The organism is Vreelandella arcis (assembly GCF_900103865.1).
Taxonomy (GTDB): domain Bacteria; phylum Pseudomonadota; class Gammaproteobacteria; order Pseudomonadales; family Halomonadaceae; genus Vreelandella; species Vreelandella arcis.
Window position 1 is genome coordinate 22,385 of record NZ_FNII01000022.1, and the last position, 21,097, is coordinate 43,481.

Sequence of the window (21,097 nt, forward strand, 5' to 3'; positions counted from 1 at the left end):
TTATTCACGCTTGCCATCGACCAGGCGTGATACGCCAAAGGGGTTACCGTCACGGAGTGCCTCGGGCAGTAGTCCTTCCGGCAGCGCCTGGTAGCACACCGGGCGCAGGAAGCGGAAAATCGCTGCGCTGCCCACCGAAGTCGTGCGCGAATCCGAGGTCGCCGGGTAGGGCCCGCCATGCACCATGGCGTGGCAGACTTCCACCCCGGTGGGCCAGCCGTTGGCGAGAATCCGCCCCGCCTTGCGCTCCAGGGTTGGCAGGAGCTGGCGAGCGGCCTCCAAGTCACCGTCATCCATGTGTAGCGTAATGGTTAGCTGGCCTTCGAGCTGAGCCGCAACGCGCGCCACTTCCTGGGCGTCGGTACAGGCGATCACCAGCGAGGTCGCACCGAATACCTCCTCCTGGAGAGCGGGTTCGCTGAGAAATGCCTCGGCCTGGGTGACAAACAGCCCCGCTTGGCAAGGGTGAGCCGTGTCGCCGGCCTGACCGCGCGCCACTTCGGTGACCTTGGCGTGGTTGGCTAGTCGACCGACCCCTTGCTGGTAGGCATCATGAATGCCCGGCGTCAGCATGGTCTGGGCCGCGCTGCCCTTGACCCCTTCACCGGCTGCCTCAACAAAGGCATCCAGTTCTGGCCCTTGAACTGCAATCACCAGCCCTGGGTTGGTGCAGAACTGACCGGCCCCCATGTTGAGCGAGCCGACAAACCCTTCGGCGATGGCTTTGCCGCGTGCCTTAAGCGCTTCTGGCAGCAGAAACACCGGGTTGATGGAGCTCATCTCGGCATAGACGGGGATTGGCTGCGGCCGTGCTTGGGCGGTGGCCATTAGTGCCGTGCCGCCGCTGCGTGAACCTGTGAAACCCACTGCCTGAATGCGCGGGTCGGCGACTAGCGCCTGGCCAATCTCTTTGCCCGAACCAAACAGCAGTGAAAAGACGCCTTCAGGCAGATTGCACTTGGCAACGGCGCGCTGAATGGCGCGACCCACCAGCTCAGAGGTGCCGGGGTGGGCGGAGTGGCCTTTGACCACCACCGGGCAGCCAGCGGCCAGCGCCGAGGCAGTGTCGCCACCGGCAACGCTAAAGGCGAGCGGGAAGTTGCTGGCGCCAAACACCGCTACCGGGCCCAGGCCGATATGCCGCTGGCGAAGGTCAACACGCGGCATCGGTTCGCGATCAGGCATTGCCGGATCAATGCGTACATCCAGCCACTCGCCGGCCCGGACTACGTTGGCGAACAAGCGTAGTTGGCCGCAGGTACGCCCACGCTCGCCCTGCAGGCGGGCTTCGGGCAGGCCGGTTTCGGCGACGCCACGCTCGGTTAGCTCATCGCCAATCGCATCGATCTCGTTGGCGATGGTTTCGAGGAACACGGCCCGATCTTCGAGCGAGGTTTCGCGGTAGATACCGTAAGCCGCCTCGGCGAGTTCACAGGCACGCTCGACCTCGGCCTTGCCGCCGCCAGCGTAGGTTGGTTGCAGCGTTTCGCCGGTGGCGGGGTTAACCGCCTTAATATCAGCTTGTTGGCCACTAATGGCCTGCTGCCCGATAAGTAGTTTGCCTTCCAAAGTCATAAAACCTCCTGCTGGGGTTAGAGCGATTGAATAGTGATAGCCGGTGCGTCTGCTTCTACCCGGAGCGGGTTACGCAGGGCCCGGCCGAACTCGCTGATACGGATCTCAAAGCGATCGCCTTCGCGAACTTTAATGCCGTCAGCGAAGCTCAGCGTTGCGGTACCGAAAAAGTGCACATGGACATCGCCGGGTCGGCGGAAGCCAGCGTATTTAAAGTGGTGGTACTCCAGGTTGGCCAGGCTGTGGGCCATGTTGGCCTCGCCGGTGAGAAAGGGCTTTTCCCACAGTGTTTCGCCACCGCGCTGGATACGGCTGGTACCTTCTAAATGCGCCGGCAGTTCGCCGATCAACAGCTCAGGCCCAAAGCTGCAGGCGCGTAGCTTGGAGTGGGCCAGCCACAGATAATTGAAGCGCTCGGTGACGTGATCAGAAAACTCGTTGCCGAGGGCGTAACCGACACGCCAGGGTTGGCCATCGTCGCCAATCACGTAGAGGCCCGCCAGCTCCGGCTCCTCGCCCGCATCTTCGGCGAAAGCGGGGGAGGGAATCTCAGCCTCCGGTGCGACGACGCATTGACCATCGCCCTTATAGAACCACTCAGGCTGTGAGCCTAGTTGGCCTGCGTCGGGTTTGCCACCTTCCACCCCCAGCTTGAACATCCGCATGGAGTCGGTCATGTCCTCCTCCGCGGCCTGGGCTTTGGCGTGCATCGCCGAGCGGGTATCGGCGCTGCCCAGGTGGGTGAGGCCGGTGCCGGTCACCAAACAGTGCGCCGGGTCAGTATGCGTCAGCGGTGGCAGCAAGCGCTTGTCGTCGACCAGCTCCTGATAATCAAGGCGCGTGTCGGTCAACGCTTCCGTCAGCATGTCGCTGAGTGGCTTACCGGCGCTAATCGCCCGGTTGGCCAGAGTGTAGGTATCGCAGTCGAGCAGTCTGACCTGCTGTTCGCTCTCGACCAGGGCGGCGCGAACCTGGCCCTGATGGTCACACTGAATCAGTCGCATGGCGGTCTCCTCATGCTGGGTGGCGGTTATCATAGTGGCCAAATGGCCAGTTGCGGCCACTTCAATAGCGCCGCGAGTACGCACAGCTGAATGGCCATAAAGGGCAATACGGACAGGTAAATATCCTTCAGGCTGATATCCGGCGGTGCCACGCTTTTAAGGTAGAAGGCGGCAGGCCCGAAGGGGGGGGACAGGAAGGACACCTGCATATTCACGGCGAACAGAATGCCGAACCAGATCGGGTCGAAACCAAGCTGAATAATAATGGGCAGAAAGATCGGCAGGGCCAACATGGCGATCCCGATCCAGTCGAGGAATAGCCCGAGTACCAACATGATCGCCATCATCACTAGGATGATCACAATTGGCGCTACATCGAGCCCCAGGATCAAGCTTGATACAAAGCGGTTGCCGCCCATCAGGTTGTAGACGCCCACCAGGGCGGCGGCACCGATGCCGATCCAGATGATCATCCCGCAGGTGTTCATGGTCTGCCCCAAGCTATGGTGCAGCATGCCTGGAGTGAATTCGCCGCGAACAATGGTGGCAAGCAGCACGCCAAAGACACCCATGGCCGCCGCTTCGGTGACCGAGGCGATACCGCCGTAGATGGTGCCCAGTACTAAAAAGGCAATCAGCCCTGGTAGAACAATGGCTTTAACCGCGTCCAGCTTAGTGGCGAAGGGATTGTCTTGGGTGTTTTTATCTAACGGTGGGCCCAGCGAGGGGTTCTTCAGACAGCGCACAAGTACATAGGCGATGTAGGAACCCATCAGGATTACCGCCGGGGTAACGGCAGCTGCGAACAGGTCGGCAATCGATACGCTGGCAATCAGGCCGTAGATAATCAGCACAATCGACGGCGGCATCATGGTGCCCAGGGCGCCACCGGCACACACCACGCCAATGGAAAGACGCTTGTCGTAGCCCAACCTGAGCATTTGCGGCAGCGCCAGGATGCCTAGTAACACGATCTCCCCACCGATAATGCCCGAGAGGGCGGCCAGGAAGAAGGCCACGACAATGGTCTGCACCGCGACGCCGCCCGGTAAGCGCCCGGCGAAAACGCGCATGGCATTGAACAAATCTTTGGCGATGCCGGATCGATCCAGGAGCGATGCCATCAACACGAACATGGGCACTGCCACTAGCGAATACTCGGTGATAAACCCATAGACGCGGCTGGTGACCAGTGGCAGTGCCGCCTCGCCGAACCAGCCGAAGGTGAACGCCATTGCGACCAAGCCAGTAATGAACGCCAGCGGCAAACCGGTGACCAGCAGCGCGAAGATAGCTCCCACCATGAGGATGGTGGCGGTTGAAATATCCATCAGCGCGACTCCTCACTTGCGACACGTGGCTTAGCCCGGATCGATTGCCATAAATGCAGCAAGGCCTGCAGGGCCATTAACATCAGGGCGAACATAATCATGCCCTTGACCATGGCCGGAAAGGGCGGATTCCAGGAAGTGCCGGAACGCTCCAGCGACCACTCGCCGAGTGGGTTATGCGATGCTCCCCAGAACATGTGAAAGGCGGCGTAGCTCATCGTCAGGCAGAAAATTAGCGTGAGCAGGTCGTTAAAGCGATCCATCCAGCACTTCAGTCTTGGCCCGGCGCTGTCATAGAGCACCTTGACGCGGATATGGCTATTGCGCGCCATGGCCGCTGGGCCGCCAAGCGCAAAGATAACCGCGATCAGAAACACCACGGTTTCGTGTACCCAGGAGGTCGGGCTATTGAAGCCATAGCGCATGAATACCTCGACGACGCTGATACCCATCGCGACCAGCACCAACCAGGAAACAGCGCGACCGCCCCGTACAATAAGGCGATCCAGGGCGTTACGTTCGAAGGTTACTTCTTCCTCCGCTTTAGGGATCTCGGGAAGATCATGGATGGTCGGAGAACGGTATTGTTTATCAGGCGTTTTTTGAGACATGGCGCGACTCTACGCGCATCGCTCGGGATGTTTTCCCGAGCGATGCGTTGGTTAGGTTAATGAAGCAGAGTTGAGAGCATAGAGTTAGAGCAGATTGCGCGAGCGCAAAAAGGCGGTCGCCGAGTCATAGATCTTCTGGGTCATCTCATTCTCGCTCGCCCACTCTTTCCACTCTTGCTCTGCCGCCGTGCGGAATTTCTGGCGCTCTTCTGCAGGCAGGTTGAAGGGGTGAACATCAGGGTCTTCCTGAAGCCGCTGCAGGGTCTCGATATCCTGCTCCTTGAGACGGGCAATCAGGTCATAAGCCATACCGTCGAAGGCGGTATTTAACGTTGTTTGTAGGTCTTCGGGCAGGCCGTCCCAGATGTCCTTGTTGATCGACACGGCAATCATCGGCATGGAGTGAAAGCCTGGGTACAGCGGGTAAGGAGCGAAGGCGTGCAGGCCCATGGCGTCGTTATTCGAGAGCACCGTGGAGTCCGCAGCGTCGATCACACCCTTTTCCAGCCCGGTATAAACCTCAGAGCCTGGCAGATTGACGGGCGTGGCACCGATGCGCTCGAAAATGTTGTACACCATGCCTTGGGGGGCGCGGATCTTAAGTCCTTCAAAGTCTTCAATAGATTCGATGGGCACCGTGGAGGGAACCGATTCCAGCGGGAAGGTGGCTGAGCTGATCAAATGCGCGCCGTAGGGCTCGACCAGTTCGTTGTAGAGCTCTTCACCGCCGCCGTACTTCATATACTCCAAGAAGTCGTAGGGGTTTTGCCAAGCGCCGACAAGGTTGCCGAGCATGCCGAAAGCAGGATCCTGACCGGAAAAGTAGCTGGGGTCGGTCATGTGGCCCTGCAGAATGCCGGAACTAACGGCGGTTAGCGTCTCGGTAGGACCAACGACGGAATTGATCGGCATCACTTCGATCTCGACCCGTCCGTCGGTCATTTTAGTGATCTTATCGGCCCACTCTTGCTTGATTTTAAAGCTGGGCTCGCCAGAGGTTTCGGACGCCTGAAACTTCCATTCGTACTCGGCCGCCTGGGCCGCAGAGAGACCCAGCAGCAGCACTGGGGCGGTGAGCAGAGCGCTGTATTTCGATTTGAGCATGGCACTATTCCTCAAAATTGTTGTTGTGAAGAAACGTTGTGGTGAAAACATTCTATGACCCATGTGGGACTCTCAATGTTGAACATTAAGAGCAATTGTTCAACATATACTTTTGTATGGTCGACTATGAGATTCGGGTAGTTTAGTGTCTTGCGCATTCGACATATACCGCTAGGTCGTCAGCTGCCAGCTAACTAAAACAAGGAGTTAACCTCATGGGCCAACGTCAAAATCCGCTGCGCAGTGCCGAATGGTTCGGCACGGCAGATAAAAACGGCTTTATGTACCGCAGTTGGATGAAAAATCAGGGTATCCCCGACCATGAGTTTCAGGGCAAGCCGATTATCGGGATCTGCAATACCTGGTCGGAACTGTCCCCCTGCAATGCCCACTTTCGTAAGCTAGCAGATCACGTGAAACAGGGCGTATTAGAAGCCGGCGGCTACCCGGTGGAATTCCCAGTGTTCTCCAACGGCGAATCCAACCTGCGCCCCACGGCGATGTTTACCCGCAACCTGGCCAGCATGGACGTTGAGGAAGCGATTCGCGGCAACCCCATCGATGCGGTAGTGTTGCTGGTGGGCTGCGACAAAACCACTCCAGCGCTGCTGATGGGCGCAGCGAGCTGCGATATCCCCACCATCGTGGTCACCGGCGGGCCGATGCTCAACGGCAAGCACAAAGGTAAGGATATCGGCTCCGGCACCGTGGTCTGGAAGCTCTCCGAGCAGGTCAAAGCCGGCGAAATTTCGCTACACGACTTTATGGCCGCCGAGGCGGGCATGTCGCGCTCGGCGGGTACCTGCAACACCATGGGCACTGCCTCCACCATGGCCTGCATGGCCGAATCGCTGGGCACGTCGCTTCCCCACAACGCGGCGATTCCGGCGGTAGACTCGCGGCGTTACGTGCTCGCCCATCTCTCCGGCAACCGGATTGTCGAGATGGTCGACGAAGACCTGCGGCTGTCTAAAATCCTTACTAGAGAAGCCTTCGACAACGCCATCCGCACCAACGCGGCGATTGGCGGCTCCACCAACGCGGTGATTCACCTCAAGGCGATTGCCGGGCGTATCGGTGTGGATCTCACCTTGGACGATTGGAGCCGTGTCGGGCGTGGCACCCCCACGGTGGTCGACCTGCAGCCTTCCGGGCGCTTTCTGATGGAAGAGTTCTACTACGCGGGGGGCTTACCCGCCGTGCTCAAGCGCCTGGGCGAGGCCGACCGCCTACCCTTCAAGGACGCGCTCACCGTCAACGGCAAAACGCTGTGGGAAAACGTCCAGGACGCCCCGCTGTATAACGATGAGGTCATCCGCCCGCTGGATAACCCGCTTACTGCGGATGGCGGTATCTGCGTGGTGCGCGGCAACCTGGCCCCCAACGGCGCGGTGCTCAAGCCCTCCGCCGCAACCGCCGAGCTGATGCAGCATCGCGGTCGCGCAGTAGTGTTTGAGGATTTTGACGATTACAAAGCGCGCATCAACGACCCGGACCTGGACGTGGAAGCCAACGACATTCTGGTCATGAAGCACTGCGGCCCCCGCGGGTATCACGGCATGGCCGAGGTGGGCAATATGGGCCTGCCGCCCAAGATCCTCGCCCAAGGCATTACCGATATGGTGCGCATCTCCGACGCCCGCATGAGCGGTACCGCCTACGGCACCGTGGTACTGCACGTAGCGCCCGAAGCCGCCGCCGGTGGCCCGCTAGCCGCCGTTCGAAATGGCGACTGGATCGAACTCGACTGCGACAGCGGCCGACTGCATCTAGATATCAGCGATGAAGCGCTGGCCGCGCGCCTGGCCGAAAGCGACCCCACCGCCGCTTCAACGCTCATCGCCAGCCAGGGCGGGTACCGCCAGCTGTATATCGAGCGGGTTCTGCAAGCGGACGAAGGCTGCGACTTCGACTTTCTGGTCGGCTGCCGGGGTTCCGATGTGCCGCGTCACTCGCACTGATTAACTGTAAAGGAGTCGCGATGGCCGCCAGACTGGCCGACAAGCATATTCTAGTGACCGGGGCAGCCACCGGCATTGGTCGTGCCATTGCCGAAGCCTGTGTACGCGAAGGTGCCACGGTCGCCTTGCTGGATCGGGATGGTGATGACGTCGAACGGCTGGCGGAAGAGCTGCGTGGCGAAGGCCACAACGCCCAGGCCCTGATCGCCGATATTGCCGACCGCGCTGCGGTGGACGCCGCCGTGGCGCGGGTGCAGGAGATTAACGGGTCGCTGACGACGCTGGTCAATAACGCCGGGATGAATGTCTTCCATGAGCCGCTCGCCATGCCGGATGAGGCCTGGCGGCGCTGCCTCGCGGTCGATCTGGAAGGCGCCTGGTACTGTAGCCGCGCGGTGTTGCCGGATATGCTGGCGCAGGGTGGCGGTGCCATTATTAACATTGCCTCCACCCACAGCTTCTCGATTATTCCCGGCTGCTTTCCCTACCCGGTGGCCAAGCACGGCTTGATTGGTCTAACTCGATCACTCGGTATTGAATACGCCCCACGTGGCGTGCGGGTAAATGCCATCGCGCCGGGTTATATCGCCACCCCAGCGGTAGAGGCGCATTGGCAAACCTTCGATGACCCCGCCGCAGCGAAGGCCCGCATCGAAACCTTGCTGCCTCCAGGGCGGTTGGGGCAACCCGAGGAAGTGGCGATGACGGTGGTTTTTCTGGCCTCGGATGAGGCGCCCTTTATCAACGCAAGCTGCTTAACGATTGATGGTGGGCGCAGCGTGGTTTATCACGACTGACGATTGTTATGCCCGTTGAGTGTTTGCAAGGAGGGGGTGGATATGGTGAGAAGGGAGTTTAGAGGCTATTCATAAGTTTAAAGGTTAGTACTCGGTTTTTCTTCAGAGAGTTCAATCTCTTGAGTAGATTTTCTTGGCAAAAAAATACCCTTTATACAATCTGGATTAATGATGGCAAGTTGAATATGGTTTTCAGAGAAAAATCTTGCGCCATCGTACAGTGGATCGCCTTCGATAAAAGCGGCCCTAACAGAATCAAAGGGTTCGCCCTGTTCCTTGGCCAATGCACATGCATAACGAATCACAGCACAATCAAGCTCACGGGCTTTAAAATCAAAATCTGTTTTTCCAAATGATCTATTCTCAGGCAGTGGTGTACCTTCTGCCTCTAAATCATCTTTTAGCTGCTGATAAGCTTCTTTAAGAAAATCATTATATTTTTGGTCAAGCAAATCCAGGCAGTTGCCGAGCTCAATTACTGCGCCCAGTACAAAGGGATCTTTAACATTAGAAGCAGCCCGCTGGCTATCTTGAAGGGCATACTGATGCGCTCTTTCAAGATTATTTTCCCAAAAGTAAACGCCATTGCCCAGCCAATCATACTTATTATTACTGTGTTTGAATTCAGATTTTTGGTTCAGGATACTGATGGCAATATCGTTATCTAACCCATGAAAACCATAGACAATTGTCGGTTTTGATGAATACATTAGGTCTTAACGTGTGCCGTATGGTTGCCTTTAGACTTAGATGGACTGAAAAAACGCTTATCAAGACGTCCTTGTGAATCAAGGATGTGCGCATCTTTAAGCAATTTCATTCTTTGCTCATGAGTGCGGTTCTGCCCAGCTGCCTTAACTTTTTGTGTCAATTGATGAATAGACATAAAATACTCCTTTGTACATTTTTATGCTAATCGACCTTTTGGCTACAGGCAAGTAGCCGATCCGGACTTAGCCTGGCTATCTAACAGCGTCTCGCCATCGGTGGCATTTAGCGCCATGGCAATGCCCCCCATGCAGGTCATGTCGCGATCCCAGGCGCAGCTCTCGATGCGGGTGGTGCCCCTCAGCTCGGCCACCAGGGCGTCATCAATGGCAGCGTGCATAGCCGCCTGCATGGCGTCAAAGCCACGTACGCCCGAGCCGGTAATCAGCACTAAATCGGGGTTAAACAGTGCCAGCACATTGGCGATGCCGACACCCAGCGCCCGGCCCGCCTGGGCATAGATACGCTGAGCCACTGGGTCGCCTTGCATGGCCAGTTGGGTCAACGCCTGCATTTGCTGCGCGGAGGGGTGCGCGCTATCGCCGGTAGGCAAATCTAACAAGTCACTAGCCTCTCGATAGAGCGCGTAGTCGCTGGCGTAGGCTTCGATACAGCCCCGGCGCCCGCAGGCGCACAGGGCGCCATCGGGTTGGTATTTGCTATGCCCAAACTCGGCCGCTGAGCCATTGGCGCCGAGATAGGGCACTCCGTTAATCAGCACCGACATGCCGATGCCGTAGCCCAGCATAATGACTACCAAATTGTTGCAATCCGCATAGGCGGGCTGCGCCGCCAGTACGCTGGCGATACAGTTGGCATCGTTTTCCAGCAGTACGCTGCAGTGAAAACGTTCTGCTAAACGTGGCGCTATCGGTGCGTTACGAAAGCTTAAAGCGGGGGACCAGATAATCGTACCGCTTTGCGACGATACCACCCCCTGCACTGCCAAACAGATGCCCGCTAAACGTTGAAACCCCCTTAGTTGTTGAGTGCAAACAGCGCTGATCTTGTCTTCCAGCAGAGCTTCCAAGTCGGCAGCGCTTAACGTCAAGGTGGAGATCGCGTGATGCTCGCTATGGCGGATTTGGCCCGCGAAGTCGCCCACCACCAGTTGGATCTCATTGATCGAGAGCTTGATGCACACCACGCAGGCAGCTTGTGGGTCGAGTTCAATCAGGGTTTTTGGTCGACCACGCCCGTTGGCGCGGGGTGTTTCGGGCGGACGTTCATTGATCAAACCTTGCTGGAGTAGCTCGGCGCTGATCGAGGTGACGGTAGCAGAACTAATGCCATTGAGGGCACCCAGGTCGATGCGTGCAGCCGGCCCTTGGTCACGTAATGTGCGGATCACCGCCAGAGTATTATCAAGGCGGCTGGTGTCAATGGATGGAAGGGCCATGATTTTGCCGGTTGTTGTATTTAGACCCTCATCGTGGGGCCTTTACCCGATCGCCAAAATGCGACCTAAGTTTTATACGCAGGTATTTATTTTAGTGCCTAAAGTAAATAAAGCATCATCCTTAAACAATCGCTGTTGATAAGCCCCAACACAATAACAATAGACATAATTCAGGTGGCCCCATGCTGTTATCAGCGCGCAAGCTCTGCCGCTCGTTTGGTGCAAACCAAGTGTTATTCGACGTTGATCTCGACCTGCAGGCGGGTGAAGTACACGCCCTGCTGGGCGAGAACGGCGCTGGCAAATCGACCTTGGTAAAAATCCTGGCCGGTTATCTTCCCCCGACGTCGGGTGAGGTGTTGGTGGACGGCAGCCAACGACACTACCGCTCCAGCGGTGAGGCGGAGGCCGACGGCGTGGTAATGATCCACCAGGAACTGGCGCTAGCGGAACAGCTCAGCGTGGAGGAGAACATCTTCCTGGGCCGCGAACTACGCCGCGGGATGTTTCTGGATCGGCGAGCCATGCGGGAACAAAGCCGGGCGACGCTTGAGGAGCTTGAAACCGACGTTGACCCGCGCGCCCGAGTGAAAGATTTAAGTACCTCCGATCAGCAGATGGTCGAGATTGCTAAGGCCATCACCCGCGACGTGCGCGTGCTGATTATGGATGAGCCCACCGCGACCCTGACCGAAAACGAAGTAAAGGTGCTGTTTGCACTGATCAACCGCCTGCGCCAGCGGGACGTGGCGATTGTGTATATCTCCCACAAGCTGCGTGAAATTGAGCAGATTGCCGACCGCGTGACGGTGCTGCGCGACGGCTATTTGGTGGATAGCGGCCCCATGGCCGGGCGCAGCAAAGAAGAGTTGGCACGGCTGATGGTGGGCCGTGAAATTCACGAGATGTACCCTCCGCGTACGCAACTGGCGGCGGATGCGCCGGTGGTGCTGGAAGCGCGAGATATAGTGGTACCCGGCGCCGTTAAGCAAGCCAGCTTTACCCTGCGCCGGGGCGAAGTATTAGGGTTTGGCGGAATTGTTGGCGCTGGGCGCACCGCGCTAATTGAAGCGGTGCTTGGGCTGCGCGGCAAAAGCGCCGGACAAGTGCTGCGCAACGGTCAGCCGGTGGTGTTGCGCAATCTGCGCGATGCGGTGCATCAGCGCATTGCCTATCTCACCGAGGATCGTAAAGGCAAAGGCTTGGTGCTCAATATGGATCTGCGCTCCAACGTTACGTTGCTCAATTTACGTGCTCACTGCCACCCGCTTATTGATCGCCGTCTTGAAGAGCAAGCCTTCCAGCAAGCTATCCAGCGCTTTGATATTCGCCTGCGCACGGCAGTGCGCACCGCTGCTGAACTCTCCGGCGGTAACCAGCAGAAGCTACTGCTCGCCAAGGTGATGTCCATCGACCCTGAAGTCGTGATTATCAACGAACCGACCCGGGGCATCGATGTGGGAACCAAGCACCAGATCTATCACTTTATCCATGAATTAACCGAGGCGGGCTGCTCGGTGATATTGATCTCTTCAGAAATGGGTGAGTTGATCGGCCTGTCCCACCGGGTGGCGGTAATGTGCGCCGGGGTACTGACCGGGGTGCTCGAAGATGAGCAAATTAATGAACAAGAAATCATGCAGTACGCATCCGGCATTAAGGGAGTAGGGGCAGATGAGCAGCGTTATGGCTAATAACAAAACGGCTGATAAACAAATCGCTAAGCAAAAAGGCTTCGCCATTGACCTGAAAACCTGGGGACCTTTTGTGGCGCTGGTGGTCTTGGCGCTGTTGGGCGTGCTGATCAATCCGGCTTTTTTGGGGCTGGATAATCTCTCCAACATGCTCACCCGCAGTGCCTTTATCGGCATTATCGCTATCGGCGCTACCTTCGTAATTACCGCGGGCGGGCTGGATCTTTCGGTAGGGTCGATGGCCGCCTTTATTGCCGGGGTCATGATTATCCTGATGAACAGCCTGGTGGAGCAGTTTGGCGCGGGGCTAACTACCGTGCTGTTCGGTGTGGGCGCCTCGTTGTTGCTAGGGCTGTGCGCGGGCTTTATCAATGGTGTAGTTACCACCAAAGGCAAAATCGAAGCCTTTATCGTCACCCTTGGCACTATGGGTATCTATCGTTCACTGGTCACTTACCTCGCTGATGGCGGCACCCTAACTCTTGACTGGGCGGTGCGCGATATCTATCGCCCGGTGTACTACGCCAGCTTCCTGGGTATCACCATTCCGGTCTGGGTGTTTCTGGCGGTCGCGATCATTGGCTACATTCTGCTCAACTACACCCGCTTCGGGCGCTACTGCTTTGCCATCGGCTCTAATGAAAAAGTCGCCGAATACAGCGCCATTCACGTGGATCGCATCAAAACCATGACCTACATGCTGCAAGGCGTGTGCGTGGCCTTGGCGACGATTATTTATGTGCCGCGACTGGGTTCTGCATCTGGCGCTACCGGGGTGCTCTGGGAGCTAGAGGCGATTGCTGCAGTGATCATTGGTGGCACCATGCTAAAGGGCGGGCATGGGCGCATCTGGGGCACGGTGGTGGGCGCCATCATGCTCACCATGATTGGCAATATTCTCAATTTGACCGACGCCATTTCCAACTACCTCAACGGCACAGTACAAGGTGCCATCATCATCGTGGCGGTCTACCTGCAGCGTGCATCATGGAGGAAAACAGGGCCTTAAGGCCAAATGAAACCAGCTCAACATCCACCCACTGCAACTTTAAACTCGCTCGCAAGATAACAAGTACAAACACGAAAGGAGCATCATCATGCCAAGCATCAAAACAGTAGTGGCGACGTTGGCCACCACGACAGCAATAGGGCTTTCCAGCGCCGTCGTTGCCCAGGAATATACCATCGGCGTTTCTATCCCCGCCGCCACCCATGGCTGGACGGGGGGCGTCAACTACCACGCCGAAGAGGCTAAAGAGCGCCTTGAAGCCCTCTACCCTGACATCGAAATCACTATCTCCACGGCGGGCACGCCCGGCGAACAGGCCAATGATCTGGAGGATTTGGTATCGCTGCGCAATATCGATGCGCTGGTGGTGCTGCCCTTTGAGTCGGGCCCGCTAACCGATCCGGTACGCCGGGTTAAAGAGTCGGGTGTGTTCGTGACCGTGGTGGATAGAGGTTTAACTGAAGAGGGCATCGAAGATCTCTACGTGGCGGGCAACAACCATGAGTTAGGCCGCGTTTCCGGCGAGTACATCCGCGAGCGTCTTGATGGCGAAGGCGACATTGTGGTGCTGCGCGGTATTCCTACCGTGATTGACGATGAGCGGGTGGAAGGTTTCCAGGAAGCGATCGAAGGTTCCGACGTCAATATTCTCGATATGCAGCACGCCAACTGGAATCGTGACGATGGCTTTGAAGTCATGCAGGACTACCTGTCGCGCTTCGATAACATCGACGCCGTCTGGGCCCAGGATGACGATATCGCCCTCGGCGTCATTGAAGCCGTGCGTCAGGCGGATCGTGAAGACGAGCTGTTTATCGTCGGCGGCGCGGGCATGAAGGACATTATCAAGCGAGTCATGGAAGGCGACGAACTGGTGCCGGTGGATGTGCTCTATCCGCCCGCCATGATCGCTACGGCCATGGATCTTACCGTGCAGCACTTTGTCTCCAATGGCCCGGTGTTGGGTAAGTACATTCTGGGTTCGCCGCTGATCACCGAAGAGAACGCCGAGCAGTACTACTTCCCCGACTCGCCGTTCTGATCACCGTCTGACCAAAAGGCGCGGGTGAAACCACCCGCGCTCCTCTACTCACGTCATTTAGATTTCACTGAGAGAGTCCTATGAAAACCATCCAAGGGCCAGCGCTCTTTCTCGCCCAGTTCGCCGGTGACGAAGCCCCCTTTAATAGTCTCGACAGCATTGCCGCTTGGGCGGCGGGGCTGGGTTATCAGGGCGTGCAGATTCCCAGTTGGGATGCGCGCATGATCGATTTAAAGCGTGCCGCCGAAAGTCGCACCTACTGTGATGAGATCAAAGGCACCCTGGCTGAACACGGTCTGGCGCTCACCGAACTCTCCACCCACCTTCAGGGCCAGTTGGTCGCCGTGCATCCCGTTTACGACGAGATGTTCGACGGCTTCGCGGTGCCCGAGGTGCGCGGTAATCCCAAGGCGCGCCAGGCCTGGGCGGTTGATCAACTCAAGCTGGCCGCCAAGGCATCGCAAAACCTCGGCCTCACCGATCACGGCACCTTCTCCGGGTCGCTGGCGTGGCCGTTCATCTATCCCTGGCCCCAGCGTCCGGCGGGCTTGGTCGAAACCGCTTTTGACGAACTGGCGAATCGCTGGCGGCCGATTCTGGATGCGTTTGACGAAGCGGGCGTGAACCTCTGCTACGAGATTCATCCCGGCGAAGACCTGCACGACGGCATTACCTTTGAGATGTTCCTTGAGCGGGTCGGCAACCATCCGCGCTGCCACATCCTTTACGATCCCAGCCACCTGATACTGCAGCAGCTCGATTACCTGGGCTTTTTGGATGTGTATCGCGACCATATTCAGATGTTTCACGTTAAAGACGCCGAGTTTAATCCCAGCCCTAAGCAGGGCGTTTACTCAGGCTATCAGTCGTGGACGGAGCGCGCGGGCCGCTTCCGCTCCCTGGGCGATGGCCAAATCGACTTCAAGTCGATCTTCTCGTGGATGGCGGCCAACGACTACCACGGTTGGGCGGTGCTGGAGTGGGAGTGCTGCTTGAAGCACCCGGAAGTCGGCGCCCGTGAAGGCGCGACCTTTATCCGCGACCACATTATCGAGGTCACCGAGCGGGCGTTTGACGACTTCGCCGACGGTGGCTCCGACGAAGCCGCCAATAGACGCATTCTGGGTCTCAGCTAATTGCACAAAGGGGAGCAAAACGACATGAGCAATCAACACGACGCACCGCGTCGGCTTCGCCTGGGCATGGTCGGCGGCGGCCAGGGTGCGTTTATTGGCGGGGTACACCGCATCGCCGCACGGCTGGATGACCACTACGAGCTGGTCGCCGGGGCTTTTGCCTCTGACCCCGAGCGCAGTCGGGCTGCCGCCGCGGAGCTCCACGTTGACGACGATCGCGCCTACCCCGACTACCAAACCATGGTTGAGGCGGAGCGCAAGCGCTCGGATGCTATCGACGTGGTCGCCATTGTGACCCCCAACCATGTCCACTTCGACGTAGCGCGCACCTTTCTTGAAGCGGGTTTCCACGTGATCTGCGATAAGCCGATGACCATCACCCTGGAAGAGGCCGAAACCCTTGCCGAACTGGTGGAAAGGACGGGGCTGTTCTTCGGCTTGACCCATAACTACTCCGGCTACTCGCTGGTACGCCAAGCCCGGGACATGGTGGCCAACGGCGAGCTGGGCGAGCTTCGTGTCGTGCAGGTGGAGTACCCGCAAGACTGGCTTTCCACCCGTCTGGAAGACAGTGGTGTGAAGCAGGCCGAGTGGCGCACCGACCCCAAGCGCAGCGGCCCAGCGGGCTGTTTGGGCGATATCGGCACCCACGCTTATCACCTTGCGCGCTATGTGACCGGCCTGGAGCTCGAATCCCTCGCCGCCGATATGCACACCTTTGTCGAAGGACGAGCACTGGATGACAACGTGAATATGCTGCTGCGTTTCAAGGGCGGCGCACGGGGTATGCTGTGGTCGAGCCAGGTAGCGCCGGGCAATGAAAACGGCCTTCAGCTACGCGTTTATGGCAGCAAAGGTGGCCTTGAGTGGCGCCAGGAAACGCCCAACCAGCTAGTGCATTCACCGCAGGGAGAACCCCCGCGGATCTTGACCCGCAACGGCCCTGGCCTGGGCGAAGCCGCCATGGCGGCTGCACGAATCCCACCGGGGCATCCGGAAGGTTATCTCGAAGCCTTTGCCCAGCTCTACAGCGATTTCGCCTTGCAAATCCACGCCCATCAACGAGGTGAACGCGCCGATGCGCTGGCGCTGCAAACCCCGGGGGTAGCCGACGGTGTCGATGGCCTTACGTTTATTACCCGCGCGCTGGCCTCGTCCGCCGCCGGTGGGCAGTGGGTAGATATGTGAAGACGGTCGTCTGAGATAACAACAACATCAAGAGAGAGCCGCTATGAACCAGCACTCAGCGCGCTATGGGAGCCTTGAGCAGAAGGTGGTCTTTATTACCGGTGGCGGCAGCGGCATTGGTGCTTCGCTTACCCGTGCCTTTCATCAACAGGGCGCACGGGTGGTGTTTGTCGATATCAACGACGAAGCCAGCGAGGCGTTGGTCGCCGAACTGAGTGCCGAACCCGGTGAACCGCCGCTTTACCACCACTGCGATATTCGCGACGTGGCAAGCCTACAGCAGGTTATCGCCGAGACCGGCCAGAACATCGGGCCGATTCACACTCTTGTGAACAATGCCGCCAGCGATGATCGACACGCCTGGCGGGATGTGGATGTTGCCTATTGGGATGAGCGTATGTCGCTCAACCTACGGCCGATGTTCTTTGCTGCCCAGGCGGCGGCTGAACAAATGATCCGGGCGGGCGGCGGCTCGATCATTAACTTTGGCTCGGTCAGCGTGCAGATGGCGCTGGGCGGCCTGCCTGCCTACGTCACCGCCAAAGCCGCAGCACACGGCTTGACCCGCAGCCTGGCCCGCGACCTGGGTGAGCATAATATCCGCGTCAATACCCTGGTGCCCGGCGCAGTGATGACCGAACGCCAGCTCGAAAAATGGATTGGCCCCGATGACGAAGCTGCCATTCAACAGCGCCAGTGCCTCAAGCTTCGCCTTGAACCCCAGCATATCGCTCCTACGGTGCTGTTTTTAGCCAGCAACGAAAGTCAGGCTATCACTGGTCAGGAGTTGGCGGTGGACGCGGGCTGGGGGTAGGGGGCAAGCCTGCTATGGTGTAACGCATCGATTTGCGTGATGATTTGACCATTGCGCCCCACAAGGATGTCTCGATGCCCCTGAAATGGATGCCCCTAAAATGGAACGAAGCGCCCCAACTGCCCAGAGCAGATGGCCGCATAGAGGCGATCGATTTAGCCCGCGGTATCGCCATCGGCTTGATGATTGTCAGCCATTCGGTCAGTGGCTTGGTGGGCATTCGCAACGTGCCCGACTGGGGTATGGTGCCGATTCATTTTCTCACCAAGTTTTCCTCGTCGCTGTTTATCCTCGTGTTTGGTGTCGCGTTAGCGGTGGCGTTTCTTTCCCATGTGTACCGTGAGGACTGGCCTAAGCGCCGCCTGAAACTGTGGCTACGCGCCGTTGAAGTATGGTTTTGGTATAAAGCCCTGCTGATCATCGAGATGCTACCTTTCTACACGCCCAGCGAAATCGTCGATGCGCTGCTCTACGGGCGCTTTGGTATCTGGGTGGAAATACTTGGGTTTTACGCCATCGCGCTGCTATGGGTGCCGTTAATTTTGCCGCTATGGGCACGCGCGCCGCTGTGGAGCCGGCTGGCGGTTATTGTTGGGCTTACCTCGCTTACGGCGTGGCTACAAGGACTGTCGTTTGGCGGTAACGATATCCTCAAAGCACTGCTGGTGGACCATGAAGACCATTATGCCTGGGGTCAGATCAGCCGTGCGCCACTTGTTCTGCTCGGGTTGTTATTGGGTGAAGCCTTATTGCGATGCTCCAGCGATCCGGCGCTGAAACGTCGCCTTACCCTCACGCTACTAGGGCTGGGGGCGCTGATGGTGGGTGGTTTTTATGCCTCGGCGTTGGTCGGGGGTGATGTTTACGCCGCCATGCTGGCGGTGGCCAATAACGAGGGTAAACATCCGCCGGGGCTCGCCTTTATGCTATTTAGCCTGGGCGGCGCGCTGGTGTTGTTTGCCCTCGCGCTTGCTGGCGGCACCAAAGCAGCCAAGGCCTTAATGCCGCTGACGATTGTCGGCTCTGACGCGCTCAAAGCGTTTATCTTCCATATCGTGATGATTTTTCTGGTGCTGCGTTTTCTGTGGCAAGGCGAGGGGATGTATACCTATCCACAGGCACTCGGCGTTGGCGGCTTGTTGATACTTGGCGCTGCCCTATGGATTTGGGGAACTCGTTGGATGGCGAAACATCGTTAAAACGATTAATAACGTCTGGAGCTTACGATTTGCGACACTGGATTCAATATGGGTTGGTTGCAGTAGCGCTGCTATTAGCGCTCCCTGCTCACGCCGATTGGTATTATGAAGTCGACAAACGAAGCGCCTGGCAAAGCGACCTCAACGCTCGCCTGGAGAAATTAGAGGCGCGCTTCGCGGGCGATATTGGCGTCTATGTGCAGAACCTGGCTAGCGGTGAAGCCTACGCTTGGCAGGCTGACCAGCCCTGGTATCTCGCTTCGCTGATTAAAGTGCCGGTGGCGGCAGAGGTGCTGGGCCAGCGCGTTGCCACGGCTGAGCGCCTGACGTTGACACAAAGCGATTATGTCGATGGCGCCGGGCCGACCAATTGGCACGATCCCGGCACGCCTATTTCCGTGGGGTATTTGCTCGAACACATGATCACTGTGAGCGATAATACTGCCACGGATATGCTGATTGATCGCGTCGGCCTGGATAATGTTAACCAGCGTGCTAAGGCCATGGTGGCGGCTAACGGGGGCAACCCTGACAACCTGGGGCCGATCTCCAAACTAGTGGACGTGCGACAGGGTGTTTATGTCGAATTACACCCCGGCGCGCGCTTGCTGGGCGGTATGGATTTTATCGCCCTGCGCCAATCCCCAGTGAGCCAGCGCCCCGGCGCCCTGGCAGCGCGGCTAAAGGTGTCTCCCCAAGCGCTCGATCAGCCCGATTACCATCGTGCCTTCGACGCCTACCACGCCAGTGGCGAAAACGTGGGCACCCTGCGTGCGTTTGGTGATCTGCTGGCGACCCTATACCGAGGAACGATGCCCGACCTGCAAGGCCCACCAGGGAATACGGTGCTTTCTCTGATGGCCGATACAAGCTCCGGTGAGCAGCGGCTAAAGCAAGGCCTGGGCGATGAAGTCCGCTTTGCGCATAAAACCGGTACACAAGACCGCCGCAGCTGCGATGCCGGGATAGCGGAGCGCGCCGATATGCCCAACACCGCCTGGGCGGTGGTTGTGTGTACCCAGGGGCCGGTAGCCGTCAGCGCCCACGAACGTGCCCTGGCGGGCGTGGGCGAAGCCCTTCGCTATAGCGGTGCAATCGGCAAGCCGTGATAAACTATTGCCCTTTTTAAAGTTTAACCTCGATTCATAAACCCTAGAACCTAAATACAGTCAGGAGCACCCTATGACACGCGCCAGCGCCCGCCACATTTTGGTCAGTAGTGAAGAACAGTGCCTAGCACTCAAAGAAGAGATCGAAAACGGCAGTGACTTTGCCGAAGTCGCCAAGCAGCACTCTAGCTGCCCCTCCAGCCGTCAAGGCGGCGATCTTGGCAGCTTTGGCCCCGGCCAAATGGTGCCAGAGTTCGATAAGGTCGTCTTCAGCGGTGAAGTGGGCCAAGTACACGGCCCGGTGAAAACCCAGTTTGGCTACCATCTGCTGGAAATTACCGAACGCACTTAATTCTGCCTAAAAGGCCGTCAAGCACCGCGACCATGGTGTTGAAACTATTGCGTCGCGGTGTGAGGAGTACGCCTTGAACGATCCGATTATTACCATTAACGGCCTGAATAAAACCTACAAAGGTGGCTTTCAGGCGTTATCCCATGTGGACTTAACTATCCAGCGCGGCGAAATTTTTGCCTTGCTGGGCCCTAACGGCGCGGGTAAAACCACGCTGATTAGCGTGGTGTGCGGCTTGGTTACGCCCAGCGAAGGCGAGGTGTTGGTGGATGGCTACGATAACGTAACCGACTACCGCCAAGCCCGTGAACGCATTGGCCTGGTGCCCCAGGAGTTAACTAACGAGGCCTTTGAAACGGTATGGAACACGGTCAGCTTCAGCCGAGGGCTGTTTGGCAAGGCGCCTGACCCCGCGCATATCGAAAGCGTGCTCAAATCGCTGGCGCTATGGGAAAAACGCGATAATCGCTTGATTACCCTGTCGGGCGGCATGAAACGCCGCGTGCTGATCGCCAAAGCGCTCTCCCATGAGCCGCGCATTTTGTTTTTGGATGAGCCCACGGCGGGTGTCGATGTCGAGCTGCGCCGGGAAATGTGGCAGGTGGTGCGCGAGCTGCGCGATAACGGCGTAACGATCATCCTGACCACGCACTATATCGAAGAAGCCGAGGAGATGGCCGACCGCATCGGCGTGATTAACAACGGCGAAATTGTGCTGGTCGAAGATAAGCAAGCACTGATGCGCAAGTTGGGCAGCAAGCAGCTGACGCTCTATCTCAACGAGCCGCTGGAAGCGCTGCCGGCCTCGCTTGACCACCCAGAGCTCAGTTTGTCCGCCGAGGGCTATGAGCTGATCTACACCTACGACGGCCATCAGGAAGAAGATGGGCATGGTATCCCGACGTTGCTCACCGCCCTTGAACGTGAAGGCATTACCTTCAAAGACCTACATACCCGGCAAAGCTCGCTCGAGGATATTTTTGTCGACTTGGTGAGGGCCTAAT

The 21,097-nt window shown here is 58.0% G+C and carries 20 protein-coding genes; 12 read left to right on the forward strand and 8 right to left on the reverse strand.

Translation table 11 applies throughout. From position 1 onward, the window contains the following. The 5 genes from BLR97_RS18160 to BLR97_RS18180 form a co-directional block, all read right to left on the reverse strand. Complete coding sequence (locus tag BLR97_RS18160) at positions 1–1,575, reverse strand: aldehyde dehydrogenase (NADP(+)) (RefSeq protein WP_089708128.1); 1,575 nt, start codon at positions 1,573–1,575, stop codon at positions 1–3. Between the two features lie 17 nt (positions 1,576–1,592). Beyond that, positions 1,593–2,579 (reverse strand): AraD1 family protein, encoded by a 987-nt coding sequence (gene araD1 / locus BLR97_RS18165; protein WP_089708130.1) that lies wholly within the window; start codon positions 2,577–2,579, stop codon positions 1,593–1,595. 29 nt (positions 2,580–2,608) lie between these two features. Beyond that, positions 2,609–3,910 carry a TRAP transporter large permease gene (locus BLR97_RS18170; RefSeq protein WP_089708132.1) on the reverse strand — a complete coding sequence of 434 codons (1,302 nt, stop codon included), beginning with the start codon at positions 3,908–3,910 and terminating at the stop codon, positions 2,609–2,611. Then, the gene (locus BLR97_RS18175) at positions 3,910–4,521 is read right to left on the reverse strand and encodes a TRAP transporter small permease subunit (protein WP_089708135.1); all 612 of its coding nucleotides are present in this window, start codon (positions 4,519–4,521) and stop codon (positions 3,910–3,912) included. Before BLR97_RS18175 ends, BLR97_RS18170 begins: the two co-directional genes overlap by 1 nt. A gap of 84 nt (positions 4,522–4,605) precedes the next feature. Beyond that, positions 4,606–5,625, reverse strand: coding sequence for a TRAP transporter substrate-binding protein (locus tag BLR97_RS18180; protein ID WP_089708137.1), 1,020 nt, complete (start codon positions 5,623–5,625; stop codon positions 4,606–4,608). Positions 5,626–5,840: 215 nt separating this feature from the next. On the opposite strand from BLR97_RS18180, the gene BLR97_RS18185 reads away from it, so the two are divergent. Continuing rightward, positions 5,841–7,586, forward strand: a complete 1,746-nt coding sequence (locus tag BLR97_RS18185; protein WP_089708138.1) for an IlvD/Edd family dehydratase — start codon at positions 5,841–5,843, stop codon at positions 7,584–7,586. A 20-nt stretch (positions 7,587–7,606) separates the two neighbouring features. Further along, positions 7,607–8,383, forward strand: coding sequence for an SDR family oxidoreductase (locus BLR97_RS18190; protein WP_089708140.1), 777 nt, complete (start codon positions 7,607–7,609; stop codon positions 8,381–8,383). Between the two features lie 77 nt (positions 8,384–8,460). On the opposite strand, the gene BLR97_RS18195 is transcribed toward BLR97_RS18190, so the two are convergent. The 3 genes from BLR97_RS18195 to BLR97_RS18200 are packed head-to-tail and all read right to left on the reverse strand — an operon-like array spanning position 8,461 to position 10,550. After that, positions 8,461–9,093 carry a hypothetical protein gene (locus tag BLR97_RS18195; protein WP_089708142.1) on the reverse strand — a complete coding sequence of 211 codons (633 nt, stop codon included), beginning with the start codon at positions 9,091–9,093 and terminating at the stop codon, positions 8,461–8,463. Continuing rightward, complete coding sequence (locus BLR97_RS19755) at positions 9,093–9,269, reverse strand: hypothetical protein (RefSeq protein WP_022521938.1); 177 nt, start codon at positions 9,267–9,269, stop codon at positions 9,093–9,095. Before BLR97_RS19755 ends, BLR97_RS18195 begins: the two co-directional genes overlap by 1 nt. 42 nt (positions 9,270–9,311) lie before the next feature. Further along, positions 9,312–10,550, reverse strand: a complete 1,239-nt coding sequence (locus BLR97_RS18200; protein WP_089708144.1) for an ROK family transcriptional regulator — start codon at positions 10,548–10,550, stop codon at positions 9,312–9,314. A gap of 182 nt (positions 10,551–10,732) precedes the next feature. On the opposite strand from BLR97_RS18200, the gene BLR97_RS18205 reads away from it, so the two are divergent. The 10 genes from BLR97_RS18205 to BLR97_RS18250 all read left to right on the forward strand — a co-directional run bounded on the left by BLR97_RS18205 (position 10,733) and on the right by BLR97_RS18250 (position 21,096). Further along, the gene (locus BLR97_RS18205) at positions 10,733–12,244 is read left to right on the forward strand and encodes a sugar ABC transporter ATP-binding protein (protein ID WP_089708146.1); all 1,512 of its coding nucleotides are present in this window, start codon (positions 10,733–10,735) and stop codon (positions 12,242–12,244) included. Beyond that, positions 12,237–13,253, forward strand: a complete 1,017-nt coding sequence (locus tag BLR97_RS18210; RefSeq protein WP_089708179.1) for an ABC transporter permease — start codon at positions 12,237–12,239, stop codon at positions 13,251–13,253. The genes BLR97_RS18205 and BLR97_RS18210 overlap by 8 nt, the downstream gene beginning before the upstream one ends. An 88-nt stretch (positions 13,254–13,341) precedes the next feature. Then, on the forward strand, positions 13,342–14,295 hold the full coding sequence (locus tag BLR97_RS18215) for an ABC transporter substrate-binding protein (protein WP_089708148.1): 954 nt from the start codon (positions 13,342–13,344) through the stop codon (positions 14,293–14,295). 80 nt (positions 14,296–14,375) lie between these two features. Continuing rightward, a complete protein-coding gene (locus BLR97_RS18220) occupies positions 14,376–15,431 on the forward strand; it encodes a sugar phosphate isomerase/epimerase family protein (RefSeq protein WP_089708150.1) in 1,056 nt (351 codons plus the stop codon). A gap of 24 nt (positions 15,432–15,455) precedes the next feature. Continuing rightward, positions 15,456–16,619, forward strand: a complete 1,164-nt coding sequence (locus tag BLR97_RS18225) for a Gfo/Idh/MocA family protein (RefSeq protein WP_089708152.1) — start codon at positions 15,456–15,458, stop codon at positions 16,617–16,619. Between the two features lie 43 nt (positions 16,620–16,662). Continuing rightward, positions 16,663–17,433 (forward strand): SDR family NAD(P)-dependent oxidoreductase, encoded by a 771-nt coding sequence (locus BLR97_RS18230; RefSeq protein ID WP_089708154.1) that lies wholly within the window; start codon positions 16,663–16,665, stop codon positions 17,431–17,433. A gap of 74 nt (positions 17,434–17,507) precedes the next feature. Further along, a complete protein-coding gene (locus BLR97_RS18235; protein WP_089708156.1) occupies positions 17,508–18,632 on the forward strand; it encodes a heparan-alpha-glucosaminide N-acetyltransferase domain-containing protein in 1,125 nt (374 codons plus the stop codon). A gap of 29 nt (positions 18,633–18,661) precedes the next feature. Beyond that, positions 18,662–19,741, forward strand: coding sequence for a serine hydrolase (locus BLR97_RS18240; RefSeq protein ID WP_244511391.1), 1,080 nt, complete (start codon positions 18,662–18,664; stop codon positions 19,739–19,741). A 73-nt stretch (positions 19,742–19,814) separates the two neighbouring features. After that, positions 19,815–20,093 carry a peptidylprolyl isomerase gene (locus BLR97_RS18245; RefSeq protein ID WP_089708159.1) on the forward strand — a complete coding sequence of 93 codons (279 nt, stop codon included), beginning with the start codon at positions 19,815–19,817 and terminating at the stop codon, positions 20,091–20,093. 73 nt (positions 20,094–20,166) lie between these two features. Next, positions 20,167–21,096, forward strand: a complete 930-nt coding sequence (locus tag BLR97_RS18250) for an ABC transporter ATP-binding protein (protein WP_089708160.1) — start codon at positions 20,167–20,169, stop codon at positions 21,094–21,096. Position 21,097 lies beyond the last annotated feature (1 nt).